This is a genomic window from Mycobacterium sp., assembly GCF_049281135.1.
Taxonomy (GTDB): Bacteria; Actinomycetota; Actinomycetes; order Mycobacteriales; family Mycobacteriaceae; genus Mycobacterium.
In genome coordinates this window covers 1-18,594 of the sequence record NZ_JBAPRN010000520.1, presented here as the reverse complement: position 1 = coordinate 18,594, position 18,594 = coordinate 1, and the positions used below count along the sequence as shown (strand labels likewise).

18 protein-coding genes are annotated in these 18,594 nt (G+C 64.4%); 9 read left to right on the top strand and 9 right to left on the bottom strand.

Features of this window, described 5'->3' with window-relative positions:
- Positions 1–106 precede the first annotated feature (106 nt).
- Positions 107–3,283, bottom strand: coding sequence for an AAA family ATPase (locus tag WAN02_RS20660; RefSeq protein WP_422266088.1), 3,177 nt, complete (start codon positions 3,281–3,283; stop codon positions 107–109).
- A 166-nt stretch (positions 3,284–3,449) separates the two neighbouring features.
- Between WAN02_RS20660 and WAN02_RS20655 the strand changes: the two genes are divergently transcribed.
- Complete coding sequence (locus tag WAN02_RS20655) at positions 3,450–3,857, top strand: hypothetical protein (RefSeq protein WP_422266087.1); 408 nt, start codon at positions 3,450–3,452, stop codon at positions 3,855–3,857.
- Here the strand turns inward: WAN02_RS20655 and WAN02_RS20650 are convergent.
- Positions 3,854–4,774, bottom strand: coding sequence for an NADP-dependent oxidoreductase (locus tag WAN02_RS20650; RefSeq protein WP_422266086.1), 921 nt, complete (start codon positions 4,772–4,774; stop codon positions 3,854–3,856). The genes WAN02_RS20655 and WAN02_RS20650 overlap by 4 nt on opposite strands.
- 113 nt (positions 4,775–4,887) lie before the next feature.
- Here WAN02_RS20650 and WAN02_RS20645 point away from each other — a divergent pair, with 113 nt between their 5' ends.
- Entirely contained in the window at positions 4,888–5,550 is a 663-nt protein-coding gene (locus tag WAN02_RS20645; RefSeq protein ID WP_422266085.1) for an NUDIX hydrolase, read from the top strand.
- A 12-nt stretch (positions 5,551–5,562) separates the two neighbouring features.
- Here WAN02_RS20645 and WAN02_RS20640 read toward each other — a convergent pair whose 3' ends face one another.
- Positions 5,563–5,820 (bottom strand): hypothetical protein, encoded by a 258-nt coding sequence (locus WAN02_RS20640; RefSeq protein WP_422266084.1) that lies wholly within the window; start codon positions 5,818–5,820, stop codon positions 5,563–5,565.
- 155 nt (positions 5,821–5,975) lie between these two features.
- Here WAN02_RS20640 and WAN02_RS20635 point away from each other — a divergent pair, with 155 nt between their 5' ends.
- From WAN02_RS20635 to WAN02_RS20625, 3 genes are all read left to right on the top strand, one after another.
- Positions 5,976–6,368: a hypothetical protein gene (locus WAN02_RS20635; RefSeq protein ID WP_422266083.1), complete on the top strand. Its 393-nt coding sequence runs from the start codon at positions 5,976–5,978 to the stop codon at positions 6,366–6,368.
- Between the two features lie 21 nt (positions 6,369–6,389).
- Positions 6,390–7,808: an SDR family NAD(P)-dependent oxidoreductase gene (locus WAN02_RS20630; protein ID WP_422266082.1), complete on the top strand. Its 1,419-nt coding sequence runs from the start codon at positions 6,390–6,392 to the stop codon at positions 7,806–7,808.
- 125 nt (positions 7,809–7,933) lie between these two features.
- On the top strand, positions 7,934–9,355 hold the full coding sequence (locus WAN02_RS20625; RefSeq protein WP_422266081.1) for a PE-PPE domain-containing protein: 1,422 nt from the start codon (positions 7,934–7,936) through the stop codon (positions 9,353–9,355).
- 88 nt (positions 9,356–9,443) lie between these two features.
- Here the strand turns inward: WAN02_RS20625 and WAN02_RS20620 are convergent, their stop codons facing one another.
- From WAN02_RS20620 to WAN02_RS20600, 5 genes are all read right to left on the bottom strand, one after another.
- Entirely contained in the window at positions 9,444–9,929 is a 486-nt protein-coding gene (locus WAN02_RS20620; RefSeq protein ID WP_422266080.1) for a universal stress protein, read from the bottom strand.
- Between the two features lie 193 nt (positions 9,930–10,122).
- Positions 10,123–10,737 carry a peptidoglycan recognition family protein gene (locus WAN02_RS20615; RefSeq protein ID WP_422266079.1) on the bottom strand — a complete coding sequence of 205 codons (615 nt, stop codon included), beginning with the start codon at positions 10,735–10,737 and terminating at the stop codon, positions 10,123–10,125.
- Positions 10,738–10,896: 159 nt separating this feature from the next.
- Positions 10,897–11,361, bottom strand: coding sequence for a hypothetical protein (locus WAN02_RS20610; protein ID WP_422266078.1), 465 nt, complete (start codon positions 11,359–11,361; stop codon positions 10,897–10,899).
- A 160-nt stretch (positions 11,362–11,521) separates the two neighbouring features.
- Positions 11,522–13,492 carry a hypothetical protein gene (locus WAN02_RS20605; RefSeq protein WP_422266077.1) on the bottom strand — a complete coding sequence of 657 codons (1,971 nt, stop codon included), beginning with the start codon at positions 13,490–13,492 and terminating at the stop codon, positions 11,522–11,524.
- A 71-nt stretch (positions 13,493–13,563) separates the two neighbouring features.
- Positions 13,564–14,112 (bottom strand): CGNR zinc finger domain-containing protein, encoded by a 549-nt coding sequence (locus WAN02_RS20600; RefSeq protein ID WP_422266076.1) that lies wholly within the window; start codon positions 14,110–14,112, stop codon positions 13,564–13,566.
- Between the two features lie 176 nt (positions 14,113–14,288).
- Here WAN02_RS20600 and WAN02_RS20595 point away from each other — a divergent pair, with 176 nt between their 5' ends.
- Genes WAN02_RS20595 through WAN02_RS20585 form a run of 3 tightly spaced genes read left to right on the top strand, consistent with a single transcriptional unit; the run spans position 14,289 to position 17,035 of the window.
- Positions 14,289–14,594 carry an RNA 2'-phosphotransferase gene (locus tag WAN02_RS20595; protein WP_422266075.1) on the top strand — a complete coding sequence of 102 codons (306 nt, stop codon included), beginning with the start codon at positions 14,289–14,291 and terminating at the stop codon, positions 14,592–14,594.
- A gap of 9 nt (positions 14,595–14,603) precedes the next feature.
- Positions 14,604–16,727: a hypothetical protein gene (locus WAN02_RS20590; RefSeq protein WP_422266074.1), complete on the top strand. Its 2,124-nt coding sequence runs from the start codon at positions 14,604–14,606 to the stop codon at positions 16,725–16,727.
- A 14-nt stretch (positions 16,728–16,741) separates the two neighbouring features.
- Positions 16,742–17,035, top strand: coding sequence for a hypothetical protein (locus WAN02_RS20585; RefSeq protein WP_422266073.1), 294 nt, complete (start codon positions 16,742–16,744; stop codon positions 17,033–17,035).
- Positions 17,036–17,139: 104 nt separating this feature from the next.
- Here the strand turns inward: WAN02_RS20585 and WAN02_RS20580 are convergent, their stop codons facing one another.
- Complete coding sequence (locus tag WAN02_RS20580; protein ID WP_422266072.1) at positions 17,140–17,481, bottom strand: SdpI family protein; 342 nt, start codon at positions 17,479–17,481, stop codon at positions 17,140–17,142.
- 140 nt (positions 17,482–17,621) lie between these two features.
- On the opposite strand from WAN02_RS20580, the gene WAN02_RS20575 reads away from it, so the two are divergent.
- The coding region (locus WAN02_RS20575) for a hypothetical protein (RefSeq protein ID WP_422266071.1) at positions 17,622–18,594 on the top strand (973 nt) is incomplete at its 3' end.

Genomic DNA, 18,594 nt, shown 5'->3' with positions numbered 1-18,594 from the left:
CGCTCGAATCACCGAGCCACGTGTCAGGGGAATCGTCGCTGGCGTGCCGCAAGTGGACGGCAGTACTGCGCCACTGCAATCTCGCCCGGCCTCGGTGCGGTAGTGCTCAGATGCCCTCGGTCATCGCGTTGGCCCAGTCGATGTGTCCTTCGAAGCCAAGCGATTCCGCCATCGCGCGATAGCGGCTCACCAACTCACGGTGCGCAACGTCGTCGCCGCGGGCCCGCGCCAGCAGCGCGCGTAGCCGCAGCAGCGTGATCTCGATGATTGCCGAACCGTCATCGGGCAGGTTCGCCAGCCAGTCGATCGCCTCTTGGGCTTCGGCCAGATCGCTCTCGGCGCCACGCTTTGCCAGCGTTTCCACCAGAATGCTGGTGCCCCAGATGCCAAACCCCAGCCGTCCTTCCTGGCGCAGTTGGTCCACGGCGTTGCGCATCGCGGGAATGACGCCATCGCGGTCGCCCCGCCTGGCCCTCTCCCAAGCGATCAACACGTCGGTGAGCGGGACCAGGGAGGGCATACGTCGGCGCTGCCACTCGCGAGCCTGCACCGTCAGCTCAAGTCCGCGGTCACGGTCGGCGGCGGCGTCCTGATACAGCAGCGCCACACCCAGCGAGTACTCGGCGAAGATCAGAGCGATGTCGCTGCTCGCCTTCTGGGCGGTCTGCACCGCCTCCTCAATGGCGCGCAGCGCGGAGTCGTCGGCTCGGAACAGCCCATAGGGTATTCCCAGCCCGTAGGTCCAGGCGACGACAAGGCCGAGGGTTGCCGGGTCGCTGTTTCGGGCCATCGCGGCGGCGTCGTCGAGATCCCGTCGCCATCCCGGATGCCCCAACCACCAATGAGCAACGCCGCGAAACGCCACCCCGACCGCCAACGGCGATCCCAGACCGAAGCCAGCGCCCTTGGCGGGGTCACCCGCGGCCAGGTCGACGACAGTCTGCGACCACCGCAACATCTCGTCGAAGTCACCGCTGGCGAACCAGGTGGAGAATGCTACGAACGCCAAACCCATGGTCAAGTTCGGATCGCCGATCGACTCGAGCAGCGCCATCTGTTCCGATGCCAGCCGCGATCCTTCATGTGCACGACCTGCATAGAGGTGCTCGGTTCCCAGCCCGCTCATGCCGATGGCCAGCGAGACCTTGTCCCCGGCTGCGATGCACAACTCGCGCAACTCCTCGAAGCGGCCTTGGGATTCTTGGACAGTTGCGGCTTGCCAGTCGGTTGCGCGCAACATGGCCCGGGGGCCGATGCGCATGGACACTTTGTCGGGGTGCTCGTCGGGTAGTTGGTCGGCGATCTGGCGGGCGCGCTCCCAACTGACGCGCGCCGCGCCGATGTCGCGGTTGGCTGACGACGCGCTGGCCCGCATGTGCCAGGCATACGCGACGTCCAGATCGCCGGCGGCCTGCAGATGTTCGGCGATCAGCGCCGCGTTCTCCTCCACCGATCCGGGCGCACCCTCTTGGATCGCGGTGGCCAGGCGCCGGTGTAGCTTGGCCCGGTCCGATTTCAGCTGCGACTCGTAGGCCACCGCGCGGATAAGTGGGTGATGAAAGGCGTACTCGGTGCTTGGGGCGAACCGCACCTGATCGATCAGCTCGATACTGAGCAGCTCGTCGAACACGGGATCAATGTCCAGCACAGCGAGCAGCTCTGCCCCGAAGCGGTCGCCGATCACCGACGCCGCGTTCAACGTCCGCCTGGCCGGCGCGCTGAGCCGATCGACGCGCGCGGCGATGGCAGCCTGCACAGTGGCCGGCACGGTGATTTCGGTGGCGTTAGTGCCACAGACATAGCTGCCGCGCTCACCGGTCAGCACACTGCGCTGCACCAACTCACGCACCATCTCCTCGGCGAAAAATGGGTTCCCAGCCGCCCGGTCGGCGACGATGCCCGCCAGCGCAGCCACCGAGGGGTCCGACCCCAGCAGTTCAGCCAGCAGCGCCACGGTGTCCGAATCACCCAGTGGGGCAAGCGCTATCGTCTGCGCGCCCGCCACCTGCGTCAGCGCTCCCTTGTATTCGGGGCGCGAGGTGATCAGCACCATCGACGGGGTGCGCGGAATGACGGTGAGGAAGTCGGCCAGCATCGACTCGCTGACCCCGTCGATCCAGTGCACATCCTCGATGACGTACAGCGCCGGTTCGGTGCGCGCCAGCGACGCGGCGTTGATCATCGCGGTCAACCGGCGCCGCCGCGCGTCCGGGTCGATCTGAGGCAGCGGCACCTCGGGGTCGGCGATGCCGAGCAGATCATCGAACAGCAGCAGATCCTGCGGGTCGGCATCCGGCACACGAGCCCGCACCCGCATCCGGGCGGCTTCGCGGTCGAGGTCGGCCACGCCGGTGCCAGCGCGCAGCAGTTGAGCCACAACGTGGAAGGGAATGTCACCGGCATGCGACTCGCAGAAGGCCCAAAACACCTCGACCCCACGCTCGGCCGCCAGCGCCGTGGCCTCCCGCGCCGCCCGAGACTTGCCGATGCCTGGCGGTCCCACGACATTCACCACACCACCACGGCCACCGATCGCGCGGTCCACCACGGCCTCAACAGCGGCCATCTCCCAACGCCGACCGACCAGGCTCGCCTCGGCGCGCCCGACCAGACCATTGCGCGCGCCGATCGCCATCAACCGACGCGCACGCACCGGTTCGTCGGAGCCCTTGACGCGCACCCACTCCGGCTCCGCGAGCATCACGATGTGCTCGACCAGTCGCGCCGTCGACTCCGACAGCATCACTCCGCCCGGGGGCGCCACCGATTCCATCCGCTGGGCAAACCCGACCGACTCGCCGGTCGCGGCGTATCCCAGCGACCCTGAACCGGCCTTACCGGCAATCACCCGACCTGAATTCAGGCCCACCCGCACGCGAAGATCGACACCGTCGCGGCGCCGTACTTCGGCCGCCAACCGGGCCGCCTCCTCCTGGATCGCCAACGCAGCCAGACATCCCCGAAAAGCATGATCCTCCAACGCGATCGGGGCACCGAAGATCCCCATCACACCGTCGCCGGTGGACTCCACCGTCCCGCCGCCATAGCGCTGCACCACCGCCGCCGAGCGCCCCACCAACTCGGTCATGACCTCCCGGTACCGCTCCATTTCCAGCGCGGCCGCGAGGTCCATCGAGTGCACCACATCGGCGAAGAGCACCGTCACCTGCTTGTACTTCGCGGTATCGCGCGAAGACGTAGTCGGGGCGCCGCACTCGTCGCAGAACTTGGCCCTCTCGCGCAAGCCGGTGCCGCATGACCCGCACACCAAGCCCGCCGTCATCCGAGCACCACCGATCCGGGAGTCTCGACTATTACAACTGCGAACAATAAGGTGTTCAACAGCAAAGAGCAGCGCGATTCACCCCGCTCTTAGGCGGCTCTAGGGCTTCCGGACCCATCAACGTCAGGGGTCTAAGCTCGCCTCGACGCGGGAGGATGGTGTGCCAGTGAGCGAGCGTGACGACATGATCGCGGTCGTATCAAGACACCTGGCGCTCTGGTCGGTGAAGGACGAGGATCTCAGACTCAGCGAGATCAACGATGTCTACGGCGAAGAGATTGAGGTCATCGAGCCGACGGGGCTACCGTTGGGCCTCGGGCGGCTCGGACTCCACAAGCACATCGGGATGTTGCAGAAGTTGCTGGGGGACTTCACCTTCGAACTTGACGGCGACATCGACACCCATCACGGTTGGGCCACCTATGCGTGGATCCAGAGCCCGCCGTATAACGGACGGACTGTCACGGGCCGCGAAGTCATCCACGTCGTTGATGGGCGGATCGTCTTTCTCTTCATGGTGATTCACGACCTTGAATTCTCTGTGCCACCTAGTGGAGTTCCGGGTCTCGATTAGGGCAGTACAACAATCTTGCCCGTCACGTGCCCTGCGCCGCTGGTCTTGAGTGCCGAAGCAATCTCGGCGAGGGAAAAGGTTCGCGAGATCGACACCGTGAGCCGTCGTTGCTCGACGAGTCCGACGATTTCACCAAGACCATCGCCGAGATCGCCGCCCCCACCGTCAACATGAACCTGGATGCCGGTGTCGGCGGCGTCGAAGGCGACCAGCGTGAGCACCCGTTCCGGTGTCCCGGTCAGCTCGATCGACACGGGAATCTCGCCGCGACCCGAGGCGTCGAGGACCGCATCGACGCCCTGCGGAGCGACGGAGCGGACCCGTTCGAGCAGTCCATCACCATAGGTAACGGGTATCGCGCCGATCGACCGTAGATGGTCATGATTGCGCTCGCTGGCGGTTCCGATGACCGTGACACCGCGTGCGGCAGCGAGTTGGACGGCGAAGGTGCCTACCCCGCCGGCTGCCCCGTGGATGAGAAGCGTCTCGCCGGCTTTGAGGTGAAGCTTCTTCAGCACCGCGTATGCCGTCCCGCCGGCTCCCGCGAGCGATCCTGCTATCTCCCAAGGAATATCGTGGGTTTTGCGGATCAGGCTCGCTGGCTCGGCGAGTGCGTATTCCGCGAATGATGGCGTGACCGCGCTGCCCAGAACTTCATCACCCACAGCGAATTCGCTGACTCCGGGACCCACCTGGTCGACCACGCCGGACACGTCCGAGCCCACTCCCGCGGGAAGGGTCAGCGGTATCACGTCACGCATAAAACCCTCGACCGTCTTCGCGTCGATGGGATTGACTCCCGCAGCCCGTACGACAACTCGAACCTGCCCTGGTCCGGCTGTCGGCGCCGGCGCGTCGATCACCTGTAGCACGTCGTCGGGGCCACCGTATTCGGCGAACTGCGCAATCCTTGTCATGTGGTTCACTCCAGTCTTGTCGGCTTCAAGCCTGTGCAACACGTGACATGTCATGCTATTCCCGCGGACGCCGACCGCCGGCACAACCAGCGGCCAGCGTGGTGAACTGATCTGTGCCAGATTCCGATCCGACCGCCGCGCCGACGTACACGGTGGACGACTGGCTGGCCGCAGCCGGACCAAAGAATGAGGCCGCCAGTATTTCCGGCCGACTTGTTCGGCTCGTTACCGCGCTCAGCACCGCCCCACCGGGCGAACTCAACACCAACGACCCTGTTGCGACACATATCGCTGACCGGCAGGCGGCCGTCCTCGTACTTCTCAAAGACACCAGTGACGGTCCCGAAGTGGTTCTGCTGCAACGCAGTTCTGCACTCCGGCACCATCCAGGTGAGATCGCATTCCCTGGTGGCTCCCGGGAGCCCACCGACCGCAATCCCGCTGGCACAGCCCTGCGGGAAGCGGCCGAAGAAATTGGCCTCGACCCAAGCAGCGTCGACCCGCTGGTCACCCTTCCCCGCCTTCATATCGGCGTCTCGGGCTTCGATGTCACCGGGGTCGTCGCCCGCTGGCGTCAACCCGGCCCCGTCTATCCGGTCAACCCCGCAGAAACACACCGGGTACTCACCGTGGCACTGCGCGATCTGGACAATCCAGATCGTTGGCACCAGTACCAGTGCAACGACTGGTCCGGGCCCGCCACGTTCCTCGACGGCGGCGCCCGGCTCTGGGGTTACACCGCCGAAATCCTGCTCTACATGTCCAAAAACCGGTAGGCGCGGCCGCCTTCACAACATCTGCGATTTCAGCGCCGCGGCTTCATCGGAGGCTGCGTTGCCGTCACCGCCCGCGACAACGATGACCGGCACTGATTGCGAAAGTGACTGGTACATGCACACGGTCACTCCGCTCAACGGCCCACGGTCGGCCATGATGGTGTACCCGTTGGGTGAAACGCCGTGCCAGCCATCGTTCGAGAAACTTGCCTGTGCGCGTTGTGCGCAGGCATCTTGGTTGTAATCGGCAACGTCGGAGAGTTCGCTCATCGCCGGACCGGCGTGCGCCGTCGGTGCGCCGAACTTTGCACCGCGGGCGGGCTCACGACATGGGGAGTTTCTCCCAATTTTGTTTGCGCCGCCTCCGGGGGCCACATCCACGCATCCGCGACTCTGACCGATACAACGTGAGTAGGGTCGAACGCGTGGTGCGCGAGAAGGCCCAGGCATCGACCTCGATTCTGGCAATGGTCGCGGCGGCCCGCGTCGCCGTGGGAGCGACGATGATCCTGGCGCCGAGCCGGATCTTCTCGCCCGGATCCGGGACCGAAACACTCCTCATGCGGACCATTGGGATCCGGGATGTGGTTCTCGGCTCGGGCGCCTGCGCGGCCTGGGTGCGCGGCGAAGAAGGTGAATTGCAACGGTGGGCGACGGTTGGACTCACGAGCGATGGGGCCGACTTTGTTACCGGGCTGCGCAGCAAGCCGCTGGTTGGTGCCAAAAGCGCGCTGATCGCCACGCTTTCCCCGGTGCCCTTTGTGGCGGCCGGGATCCTGGGTCTCGCCCGCAGGCACCGCGTTGCCACCCGGACCTGAATAAGCCCGTACTCTTCGACGGTGAACGCGATCGACCCAGACAAGCTCAACACGTGCCTCATGGTGCTGGCCGACATCGAATCTTTGCCGCCGGAGCATCCCGATGCCGTGGCGGTGCGTCGGGCCACCGCGGGCATCTTCAAGGCCGTGAAGAAAGCTCGCCGCCACGCCAAGCGCGACGCGGTGGCAGCGGCAGATCACGCCGTCACTGCGGCCACCGCCACCGGTGCGCCCGGCCGCATCGACGACGAAACCGCGGGCCTGCCATTGGTGTCGACTGCGGTGGGCGCCAGCGCAGGCACCTTGCTCCGGTCACGTGCCTGCTACATGTGCAAGAACCGCTACACGGTGGTCGACGCCTTCTATCACCAACTGTGCCCGGAGTGTGCCGCGCTCAACCGCGCCAAGCGCGACGCCCGCACCGACCTCACCGGTAGGAGCGCCCTACTCACCGGTGGCCGCGCCAAAATCGGCATGTATATCGCGCTACGACTGCTCCGCGATGGCGCCCACACGACGATCACCACCCGCTTTCCGAACGATGCCGTGCGCCGCTTCGCCGCGATGCCCGACAGCACCGACTGGCTGCACCGGCTACGCATCGTCGGCATCGACCTTCGCGACCCCGCTCAGGTCGTCGCGCTTGCGGACTCCGTGGCCGCACAGGGTTCGCTGGACATTCTGATCAACAACGCCGCCCAGACGGTGCGCCGAGCCCCCGGCTCATACGCTGCGCTCGTCGAGGCGGAGCGGACCCCGGCGCCGGAACTTGTTGACGTGGTCACGTTCGACCGCGTCAGCGACGCTCATCCCGCGGCACTCGCCGGAAGCCTCGCCGAGCACCAAAGTCCGCACGCCGTAACCGAACTGGCCCTCGCGGCCCGAAGCGCGTCTCCGGACCGGATCGCCGCGGGCACCGCCATAGACGCAGGTGGCCTGCTGCCCGATACCGCACCCATCAACAGTTGGACCCAACGCGTGCACGAGGTCGACGCGATGGAACTGCTCGAGGTTCAGCTGTGCAATCAGACCGCGCCATTCATTCTGGTGAGTCGGCTGCGCCCGGCGATGGCCGCTTCACCCTCTCGTCGCAAATACGTGGTGAATGTGTCCGCGATGGAGGGGCAGTTCAGCCGCGCATACAAGGGGCCGGGGCATCCGCACACCAACATGGCGAAGGCCGCACTGAACATGCTCACCCGCACCAGCGCCGCAGAGATGCTGCAGCAGGACGGCATCCTGATGACCGCTGTCGATACTGGCTGGATCACCGACGAGCGTCCGCATCCGACCAAGCTTCGGCTCGCCGACGAGGGTTTCCATGCCCCGCTCGACCTGGTCGACGGCGCCGCTCGCGTGTACGACCCAATCGTCCGCGGGGAATCCGGCGAAGATCTGTACGGCTGCTTCGTCAAGGATTACGCGCCGAGCAATTGGTAGCTGGTACGCGGGGCTGAGCTTTTCGGCGATCGCGCTTCGCCATGGTTGGCTGCCGTGCTGTAATTCTGCTCACCGTTGCTCGGTGCACTAGCAGCCGGCTGGGCACCTCAAGGGAGAGGCCCCTGATGCTTCGTCTGCACCGCACCCTCGGTGTGGCCCTGGTAGGCGTCGGCCTGATCGGGGCGCCACAGATGGTCCCGCCGTCACCCGGCGTGCAGATGCGCGCGGTGCGGCTCACCAGCGGCGACACCGCGGACTCCCCGCTCGGGGATGGCACGGCGCTCATCATTGGCGGCAGTGGCCTGGAGACGCCTGGTCAGACCTACGCGGATGCCGTCGTCGCGGAGTACCTGGCGCCGCGCGACTTCACCGGCACCACGCAAGTCCTGACCACACCCGAGGCGCTCTATCCCTTTCTCGGTCCCTTCACCGAGACGTTCGACCAGTCCGAGGCCCAGGGGCAACAGATCCTGGACGCCGCCATCCTGAACCAAATCGCCACCGGCGATGTAGACGCCGCTAACCCCGTCGTGGTCTCCGGTTGGTCGCAGAGCGCGGTGATCGCGTCGCGGGTGCAGCCGGAGCTTGCGAGCCAGGGTGTGCCCAGTGACGACGTGCATTTTGTGTTGGTCGGTGATGAAAGTGCCCCCAACGGGGGCATACTGGAACGCTTCGACTTGCCCGACGGCACGCAGCCGAGCATCCCGAGCTTGGGCCTTACCTTCAGCGGGCCGGAAGCGTCTGATCTCTACCCGACTGACGTTTACACACACGAATACGACGGCTTTGCTGACTTCCCGCAGTATCCGGCCAACTTCCTTTCCGATATCAACGCCGTGCTGGGCATCGTTTTCGAGCACGTCACGTATCCGGGCCTCACGGCCGAGCAGATCGGGGACGCGATTCAGCTACCGACATCGTCGGCAGACACCTTGACCAACTACTACGAGATTCCCGTCACCACGCTGCCGCTGCTGGAGCCACTGCAACTGATTCCGTTCATCGGCAACCCGCTGGCCGATCTGCTGAACCCGGACTTGTCGGTGCTGGTGAACCTGGGCTACGGCAATGTTGACGACAACTATTTGGGTGGCTTCAGTCAGGGCGATGCTGACGTGGCCACACCGTTGGGATTCCTGCCGGATTCCAGTGTCCTCGAACAGGTCCCGCAAGCTTTAGTCAACGGGCTGCAGCAGGGGATCACCGATGCCGTCAAGGATTTGACCGATCCGAACAACTATGTGTATTCGTTGCCATCCTGGGCCGACCAACTCGCCACGGCACTGGAGAATGTCGTCCCGGGCACCCAATTGTCGGTTCTCTCCATCGTTCCCACGACCTTGCAGGATCTTTTCGACACCTTTCCGCCCCACACCGGCTTCCCGCCTTTCGACGTAGCCGAGGCGTTGTTCATCACCCTTCCCGAGATCGACTACAACGTCTTCACCACTGAACTTGCGGCCGGAAACCCCGTCGACGCGATTGGTATCCCGCTCGCTGCCGACCTGGGAATATTGCCACTCGCGCTGATAGGGGCGGCGCTTTGACCTGACGGCGTCGGCATGATCTGACGCCGAATATTCAGGCCGCCAGCACCTTTCGCGGCTTCCCGCTTGGAGGCGCTGCCGCGTGCAGCTATCCGACGGTGTGAACGATGAGGATGTCGACTTTGGCTTTGCGGGCAACCGTGTCGGGCACCGAGCCCAACAGACGGCCGGCGACCGTGCCCACTCCCAAGTTGCCGACGACGAGCAGGTCCGCCTTGACCTCTTCGGCGAGATGCAGCAACGCGTGGACCGGCGCGCCGACAATCGCCTGCTCTTCGATGTCATGGGCGCCGGCGGCCTTCGCTCGTTCGCGGGCGTCCTGAAGGATCGCGTACACGGACGCGCTCCCGTGCATCCGGTAACTCTCGCCCCCGAGGCTGTCGGCGGCCCTGCCGTCGATCAAACGGTCGGGGGAGGGCGCGCGCGACCAACCGCCCTTTTCCGAAGTGTCGAGATGCGCGCTCGCGATGACCAGCTTCGCCTGCTCTTGCGCCGCGATCGCCGCTGCGCGGTCGACTGCCCGCAATGACGACTCCGAGCCGTCCGTGCCGACCACGATCGTCCGGTAGCTCATATCGCCTCCATCAGTCGGTTAACGACAACAAGACATTATCGGCCCGACCTCGTCTTCGAAGCCCATTGGGCCCATCCCGGCTGTAGGGAGAGCCCTTATTGACCCACGCACATGCTTCAATCAGGCTTTTTACCGAATCCAGTGCACTCGCAGCGGACAGCGCCGACTTTTGGGCGGATCTAATGGCGCTGTTCTAGTGGCCCGCCTCGATGGCTGCCACTCGTGCGGTGGCGTCGGGTCCGCAGAAGCGCTGGAGATTCACTCCACCGGAGGCAAGCAGACCGTCGATGCGGCGCTTGAGGTCACCTGAGGACAGGTGGGCGTAGAGGTTCGCCCCCGGGCATGAGGTCTGGGCGAAGTCGCGGTGACCCGCCAAGGTAGTGCTCGCGATGCCGAAGTTCTGAGCGGCCCAGGCGAATGCGAGAGCGGTTCCGTGAAGTTGCGCCTCCGACACGGCCTCCTGGTCGAAGTCTCCCTCGCAGAGGACAAGGAAATGACCGGTCGTGTCGTAGTCCGTCGCGGTGTCACCGGCAATCTCGGTGCTGCGCAGTTCGTAGAGGTTGCCATTGCGGTCGACGCCGACGTGATACGCGATGTCGATCCATCCGTGCTGGTCTTGGTGATAGCGCTGGTCTTTGCGTAAGCGTTCAGGGGCATTTCGGTTGTCGCCGAGGACCACTGCCTCGTGGTGCAGAGTCATCCGGGTGATGGTGTGGCGTTTGCCGCCGGCGCGAGCGGGCCGTGCGCCCCAGGCGTCGCGGCACAGCAGCATCGCCGACGTGGCGCTGGTCAGGCGTGGGGTTGTCATCGATGTCGCAACGCTGGAACACGCGCCAACTGTCGATGCCAGCGCAACGCCGCCCGCTAGCCGAAGCAACTGGCGGCGATTGACGGAACCACGGGCGAGATCCATAGGCTCACGGTACAAACCCGATTCGCAGCTGTGGTCCGTTACGCACCCGACCGGTCAAAGCCCGGTGACGATGCGCTGCTCAACGTAGCGCCCGGTCACGACGTTGGCGGAGGCATAATTTTCGAGACGTCGTGCTTCACGCTTGATCCGTCGGTTGAGTGCCCGGTCGTCGCGTCGCGTCAGGGTGTTGCTGCGCTGAGACAAGAGAGCCAATTGTTGCCAGCTGAGCCCATCAAGATCGCCAACGGAGTCGTGGGTGGCGACCACAACTGCGCCATAAAGAAGTGGCACTGTTTTTGCGGTGAACCGCGTCGTTGCCAGCAGCATTTCCGTCGCGCTGCGGTTGAGCTTGCGGCGGCAGCGACGCGTCGTTGGAGTGAACCAGAAGTCGAACTGCCGATCGTCGCTGGTCAAACTCTCTAGGCCGTAGTCGTGCACAAGCCCGACGATATCGGCGTTGCTGTAGGCGCGCGTTTCATAGACGAGACCTTCAGGGCTGAAGTAGAGGATCGTGTTCATGTGGGTGGTCCCTTTCGGTTCCAGGGGCGGAGCTGCTTCGCTGGGTATAACGGTTAATCACATCCGTGTAATTCCCACATCACAGTTTGAATAAACACGCCTAGTGGGGCGACACCCACGACGACGTCACGATTGCCGCTCTTCGCCGCCCCTGAACGGGTTACGGGTTGAGCAGCGTCCCGAGCTCAGCCAGCAGCGTGCTCCCGGTCGACTGGACCAACTCGGACATGTTCGCCCACTCCGCTGTTGCCGCACTGCCAAGCTCGGTGGGGAAGTCATTGTTGGCGGTCAACACCGCGGTCGCCAGATCATCGCGGGCATTGAGGAAACCGGCGATGATCCCGGTGTTCGGGTCGAGAACTGTGTCGTTGAACAGGGATCCGAGCTGCTGGGGTAGCAGCAGCGACAGCACGGTCTGGCCCAGCGCCAATTCGGTGGGCAAGGTGATGTCGCTGTCCGCCAAGGGCAGATTGTTGAAAATCGCCTCCAGGCTGCCCACCGGATTGGTGAGCAAGTCGTGGTCGACGGTGGTCCAGTCAGGCGATAAGGCCGGGGTGAGCCTCAGCTCGAGGGGAGTCGAGGGGTCGCTGCCGAATACCGCGTCGAAGTTGTCGGCGCCCATCACGCCCTGCAGCCCATGAAGTATCAATTCCTGGAGTACCCAATCAGGTTGGGCGTTCTCGCGGGACAGGTCCAAGGCGTAGTCGTAGGACAAGACGCGCTGTGACATGTCGGCGGCATATTCTGCGGGGCTGACGGTGGGTGTGTCCGAGGGCAGATAGCTGGCGACATCGGCCACCGGCACCACCTCAGTGGTCACCGGTAGGCCCGTGGGGTCCGTGCCGTCGGGGAGGTTTTCGAATCGGGCGAAGATCTCGCCGCTGCTAACCCCATTACTGTCAAGCCAATTCGCCACCCCCGGGTTGGTCGCACTGACCACGTAGTAGGTGTATCCGTCGGGATCGGCGAAGGCCGTGGTGTTGTTCAAGGTGGTCTGCGCCAGGGTGTACGGCAGTGCCGCGCCGAAGACATTCATCAGCTCGATCCCGCTGTAGCCGGACGGTACGTCCGGTACCTGCACGATCAGCGCTTGGTCGGGATTCAGGTCGAAGTTACCGCCCGAGACGTCCGCGCTGGGCAGTCCTGTTGCAAACACGCTTGTTTCGGGGGCCAGCGAGCTCATCGTATTGGGTGGCAGCTCGATGCCGGCAACTTGGGCCAAGTTCATGTTTTCTTGGTTGAAGGGTCCGACGATGTTGCTGAAGGCGGTGAACAACGTGGTCAACAGCGAGTCAACGGAGGTGACTTGAGTTGTGGAGGTTCCTGCCAGGGTGCCGATTTCGGCCGCTGACCCGCCATCGCTGGGAAAGATTCCCGTGCTCGGTATGGCGAAGAACGCGGGGCAGTCCGAGACACAGTGAATGCTGATGTTGCCCGGGCCCTGGGCCCAGTCGCCCAGCACGTCTCGAATCAGTAGCGAGGCATCGCCATTGGTGGTCGCATCCGTGTCGTTGATGAAATTGACTGCGCCGCTTGGCTCTGTGGGGCCGATGTCGACGGTGAACGTGCCATCCGGATTGACCACCAGGCCGTGATCGAGTTCCAGACTCTCCTTGCTCACGGCCGTTGAACCGGTGATCGCTTCGGTCGCGATGGCGAGAGCTTCGGTTCCTTTGCCGAGGGTGCCAGTGAGCTCGTAGGTCGCACCGGGAGCCAACCCAGCGGTCGCGTGGTAGTAGATGTCCGGGGTGAAGAACTGGAAGTATTGACGGGAATCAGCGGCATCACCGGCCACGGCTTCGGGTGACTGGAAGAAGACCCCGTTGAAAAGCTCAGTGACCCTGGACAGCCCGGCAGATAGCAATTCGTAGTTCGTGTTCTGCAGACCGGTCAACAGCATGGCGTCGCTGTCGGGCGTCGCAAATGGCAGTGCCGCGTCGTAGGTCGCCGCCTGCTGCATAGCGTCGAGAAGCTGGTCGAGCGCAGGCTGGTACGAACTATCGGCGCTGGCGTGCGGAACCGTCATCGCGACCGACAATGCGCCCGCCAGCGCCGTCGTCGCCACTCCTGCGCGCCACGTCCGGCGCTTCACCGGGGTGAACACCGTCTTGTCGTGCATCGCGGTAGCCACGCCGCTCCCTTCGCTGGGATGGAGTCCACGAATTATTCGCCATGGCGACGCGAAATACGGTGCTTTCAGGCTTACTGCTCAGTGCTGCCACGCTGGCGGCTGCGATACGCCCGCATACCGGCTTGGGATTTGCAGCTTGTGCGGCAGAACGTCGCCGAGGCGTTGCGGCTTTGATCGACGAAACTGTGATGGCAGTTGCGGCACGCCTTGAATCGGTTCCATTGTCCGGACTGCGCCAGTTCGACCACCGACGCCAACACCGAGCCGATCACGCCGGCAAGTCCCGGCTGCGCCGAAGTCAGCCCCGCGCCTTCACGAGTGATGTTGGCCTGCAACGGATAACGTTGGGCTGCCCGCTGCAGGGCCTGTTCGGCGACCCGCAGCTCTTCGGCGCTCGCCGCACCGGCGTCGGCGTGGCTGACCATCACCGTGACCAAAGCGTCGCGGATCTCGCGGGCTTCGACGACATCGGCGGCCGTTACGACGAGCACCGCGGAGTCCACCTGCTGTTGCCGGCTCAACCAGTCGCGCAGTCCCGCGCGATCGGCGAAGTGTTCCGGCAGCCTACCGAGGTGACCGTGGGTGTTGGCGAAGCCCAGCACCAGGTCCTCGGTGCTCACCACGGTGGCTCCCTCCTCGCCGTCCGGCCGGGTGCGCCAACTGTAATACTGCGACCCTGATTCGTGCTGTGCTCGCGGGGGCCTGACGGCTCGTCGTGACGGCAAGAAAGGTGAAGGGCGCACTCCCTCGGTTCCGGCTATGCTTCAGCCCGCAGGACCGCTGAACAGGAGGGATCGTGGTGGCCGACAACGTGAACGTCGACCCGGTCGCACTGCATAACGGCAGCAACGAGATGCTCGATTCGGTCGGCGAGGCCGCCCTGAGCTTCGCCAACCACGAGGATGGACTGGCCGATGCGGCCTCCGGCTGGATTGGATCCTCGCGCCAGGCGCTGGGCGAGCTGGCGGCTCGGTGGGAAGCGCGGCACAGCCGCCACAAACTGCAGGTGGGCGGGTTGGGGTCGCATCTGGCCGACGCGATGACCCGCTACGTCAGCAACGAAGACGAGTCGGCCCAGGCGGTCCAGTCGCTAGGGGAGTGAGGGTAACGCGTGGGGGCGCTGACTCCGGCCGACGTCAAGCACTGGGACGCCGATGCGATCCACGGCGTGTTTCAGACCGCCACCAATCGTGCGGCGACCTTGCAGCGGCTGGGGGACAGCCTGCAACAGGTCCACAACACCCTCAGCGACTGGCAAGGGGAAGCCGGCGATGCCTTTCGCGCCGACGTGGGCAAGACGCGCCGTGACATCGAAGCAGACGGTCAGGAATCCAGGCAGGTAGCGGCGGCGGTATCGCGCGCCGAAGCGGATGTGCGATCGGTCAAATCCGAACTTGATGGAATCGAGCGAGCCGCAGAGGGTTACGGCTGGACGATCACCTCTGACTGGCGAATCGATCCGAGCGACACCATGATTGGGCTCGATCGACTGACTCTTGCAGCAGAGCAACAGCTTTTGCAGGGACAGCTCGACACCTGCAAACTGCACGCCCACAACGCCGACCACGAACTCGCCACCGCGGTTCGCGGCAGCGTGGGCGACGTCCCGCTGGGCGCCACCGGGTATCAACCGGGCGCCGCTCCACCGGCTCCGGGCGCACCGAAGGCCCCGGCCGCAGGTCAGCCAAAGTCGTGGCAGGACATGCTGTTACCGGCTGGTCCGGCCTCGGCGGAGCCCGGCGGTGAACCGCCGCAAGGCCCGCCCGTTCCGGCCGGTGCCGGGGGCGGCAAGCCACCGTCGCTGGAAGACATGATGCTTGGGCGGGGCGAGCCCGCTGAACCCGGCGGCAAGCCGCCACCAGACAGCCTGCCTGATCTGCTGAGCCAACTTGGGAAACCCGGTGTTCGTGGCGCGCCGGCGCCTCGGCTCAATCCCGCCGACGTCGAGACCTTCAAGGCGTTGGCGCGCCGATCCATGATCAGCGAGGGTGTGCCGCCGGACCAGATCGAGTCACGACTGAATGACGCCGTGGCCCGCACTCAGCAGTGGTTGGACAACGGGATGCCCAACTACATCCCGCCCGCCCCGCCGCGGCCGCCACCACCTGGATTCGGCGACGGATTCGCCGACCATTGGTTTGGCTTCGAGCAGGGTATTCACGACCTGACGGGGCAAAACGGACTCAGTGCACTGGGCGATTCCTGGGGCGGGATGGCGAAAGGTCTCGCGGGAAGGGCCGAGGACTTCCTCCTACAAGGACCGGTCGCACCAATCAACGACCTCACCCACGAATTCAAAAGTTTCGTTGACAACCCGGCTTATTACGCAGGCGGGAAAACCGCCGACGCTGCTGTCACGCTGCCCGGGATGATGTTCGGTCCCGAAGGAGCGGGCGTGGGCGAATTGTCTGAGCTGGACGCCGCCGCGGGTGTTGCGCACGACCTGCCTGGCGTCCACCCGCCGTCGACTCCACTCGAGCAAGCTCTGCCCGGTCTTCACTCGCCGCTAAGTACGCCGGACGCACCACCGCACGGTGGTCCGCATCCGTCGGCACCTGTCGAGGCTCCGATACCTTCAGGTCACATGCCCTCGGAGGCTCCCGCGCCCGGCGGTCATCCGCCGATAGGCCCGGCGCCCGGCGATCACCCGCTACTCGGCCCGCACGAACCCCCGGTGACGGCCAGCCATCCACCGCTAGGTACAGGTGATGGTCACGTTGAGGTTCCTGCTGACCATTCAGTCCCAGACGCGCATCACAGCGGTGACCCATATGCCATGGACAGCGACGGTCACTACTTGCCAGGAAGTTTGCCGTCGTACGAGCAGTTGCAAGGCATCACGTCAACCGACCCGAATAGTGCCTATTACTGGTCCGGTAGAAACGCCGAGGGGCTTGGTGTAGGTCCTGACGATTCAGGGATAGCAGAGCTCATTGCACACGGCTCGGGAGGCACAACGCTAGAGATGACTCTCGCGGATAGGGGAGTTGATCCGCTGCCGGTCTGGAATCGCCACGATCCAGTGTCGGTGCAATTCTGGGAGGACGCTTCGGCCGCATATGCGGAGAACGCGCGAGGCGAAGTCACAGCCATTGTTGGCTCAAGCCTGCGGCCGGGAAACGTATGGCAGACTGTCGAGATACCTCGCCTTATGGAAAATCCGGATGTAACGCGCATCGTCCAGATCGACCCTGATACCGGACAGTCGACCACTATTTTCGAGAGAGGTAAGTGAGGTTATCGGCGATCATGACGGCGGATGGCAATTTTGATCTGAGTGATGCGGTTGCGCTCTACCTACAGCGCTACCCCGGAAAAAATGATGAGGCGTTCAACTCGTTCTACGGAGCAGCGAGCGCGCATGCGCATGAGCAGGTGCGTCTAATTCTCAAGGAAGCAATGCAGGTTGAGCCTGACTGGAATCGTCTTTCGTTAAATGAGGCGGGCGACTACGTAGAATCCGAGATGCACAAACGGTATCCCGAACTTTCACCCAAGGCGCTTGAAGCGATCGGTAACTACTACACCTACTTGATGCGCTGACAAATTGACATGCGTCTGCCGTTGCCTGGCAAAAACCATGAGGCGGCGCACGCGGGAATTCCCGCAATGTATCCGACCGGACAATTGGTCGGGTGTCTGCTGGACTATCGATCGTGCTGGTCGTTCACCGCTTTCGCGGCCCGGCCGGCGATGACCGCGGTGAACACGGCGACCAGGACGAAAACGGCCGCGCCGCCGATTCCGACGAAGTGGACACTGCCTACCGTCGGTGCGCACAGGACGGCCACCAACAGTGCGATGCCAGTCAGTAAGTGCAGCGGCATCAGGCGCAGCGCGGCACGGTGACCGGCCACCCACGCCTGATCACTGCGCATCGTCGACCGAATGCGGATCCCCACCCACCGATTGCGCCTGAGCCGGCCGCTCGCGGCCGCCCAATCGACCGCGATGAGCACGAAGGCCAGGAAAGCGAAGTTGACAGCCATGAAAGCTGCCACGGCCGTACGTTGAGGTTCCATCCCTACTCCCGCTGGTTGGCCGAGTGATCAGCCGTCGCGACCAAGCTACCGAGCTTGAGGGTTGACCGGTCTGTTCTAAGAGTGCGGGTTGTGGGTACAGGATCGGCATGCAGCGCCCCGACACGATCATCGAGATCCATCGCGAACGCGTCCAGGATCAGACCGTCGAGATGTTCGGCGGTGACAAGTACACCGAGTCCGTCGATGGCCCCGGCTACTCCGCAACGGCCACCCTGGATCTGACGCTGGACCGGGTCTGGTTCGTCTTCGATGCACAACAGCGGCTGTGGCAGGAGCAAGCGGACAGTGAATTCCACGATCCGCTAAGGCATTTCGCGATCGACCTGGTGATCTTCGATTCGAGGATCGCTATCGATTCGGTGACCTGCATCCCGCTGGTGTCATTGCCACCCGCGACGATCACGATCCCTGACGGTCCGCGCGCCGACGAGTCGTGCGAGATCGCCTACAACGAGATCCCGCTGTTCGGGCGGTTGACGATTCACGACCAGCTCGAACCCCGGCTGACCGAACCGGGCAAGCAGACGATAGCGCTGGACTTCACCACCCAGGATGCCCCTGTGCTGCTTGCCAATTCGCCAGCCGACGACCACGGCTTTCGCTTGTTCGGCGCGCATATCGACCGCCGCCCCGACGGCGGTATCGCGTTCACGGGCCAAGACCCGCGCGTCAGCTGGGAACTCGACTACGCCGAGGCGTACTGGATCACGCACTGCATCGCGGGGGAGTTGCTGGTCAATCTCGAAAAGCTGCAGCACCCCAGCCTCTCCGACGACGAAGCCCGAATCAAAGTGCTCGACTCGCTGGCCGGCCAGATCTCCGACGCTATCCGTCCCAAACTCGCCGAGATGGGCGCCGACGGCGTGATGGACCTGCTGCCGTCCGCGATGGAGGTCGAGCCCGAATCGCGCGACGACAGCACGGTGAAGGCGCTCGATGCCGTCGTGCAACGCTTCGACGTCGGCGGAGTCACCCACGAATCGATGGTGGTTCAGCTGCAAACGCTGCGTGAACTGCCGCCCGGCGAGGAGCTGCCCGCTTCGATCCTGGCCGAAAATC

Coding starts and splice junctions, on each gene's coding strand:
- WAN02_RS20660 (WP_422266088.1), bottom strand. CDS start 3,283: ATGACGGCGGGCTTGGTGTGCGGGTCATGCGGCACCGGCTTGCGCGAG.
- WAN02_RS20650 (WP_422266086.1), bottom strand. CDS start 4,774: ATGACAAGGATTGCGCAGTTCGCCGAATACGGTGGCCCCGACGACGTG.
- WAN02_RS20640 (WP_422266084.1), bottom strand. CDS start 5,820: ATGAGCGAACTCTCCGACGTTGCCGATTACAACCAAGATGCCTGCGCA.
- WAN02_RS20625 (WP_422266081.1), top strand. CDS start 7,934: ATGCTTCGTCTGCACCGCACCCTCGGTGTGGCCCTGGTAGGCGTCGGC.
- WAN02_RS20620 (WP_422266080.1), bottom strand. CDS start 9,929: ATGAGCTACCGGACGATCGTGGTCGGCACGGACGGCTCGGAGTCGTCA.
- WAN02_RS20615 (WP_422266079.1), bottom strand. CDS start 10,737: ATGACAACCCCACGCCTGACCAGCGCCACGTCGGCGATGCTGCTGTGC.
- WAN02_RS20610 (WP_422266078.1), bottom strand. CDS start 11,361: ATGAACACGATCCTCTACTTCAGCCCTGAAGGTCTCGTCTATGAAACG.
- WAN02_RS20585 (WP_422266073.1), top strand. CDS start 16,742: ATGACGGCGGATGGCAATTTTGATCTGAGTGATGCGGTTGCGCTCTAC.
- WAN02_RS20580 (WP_422266072.1), bottom strand. CDS start 17,481: ATGGCTGTCAACTTCGCTTTCCTGGCCTTCGTGCTCATCGCGGTCGAT.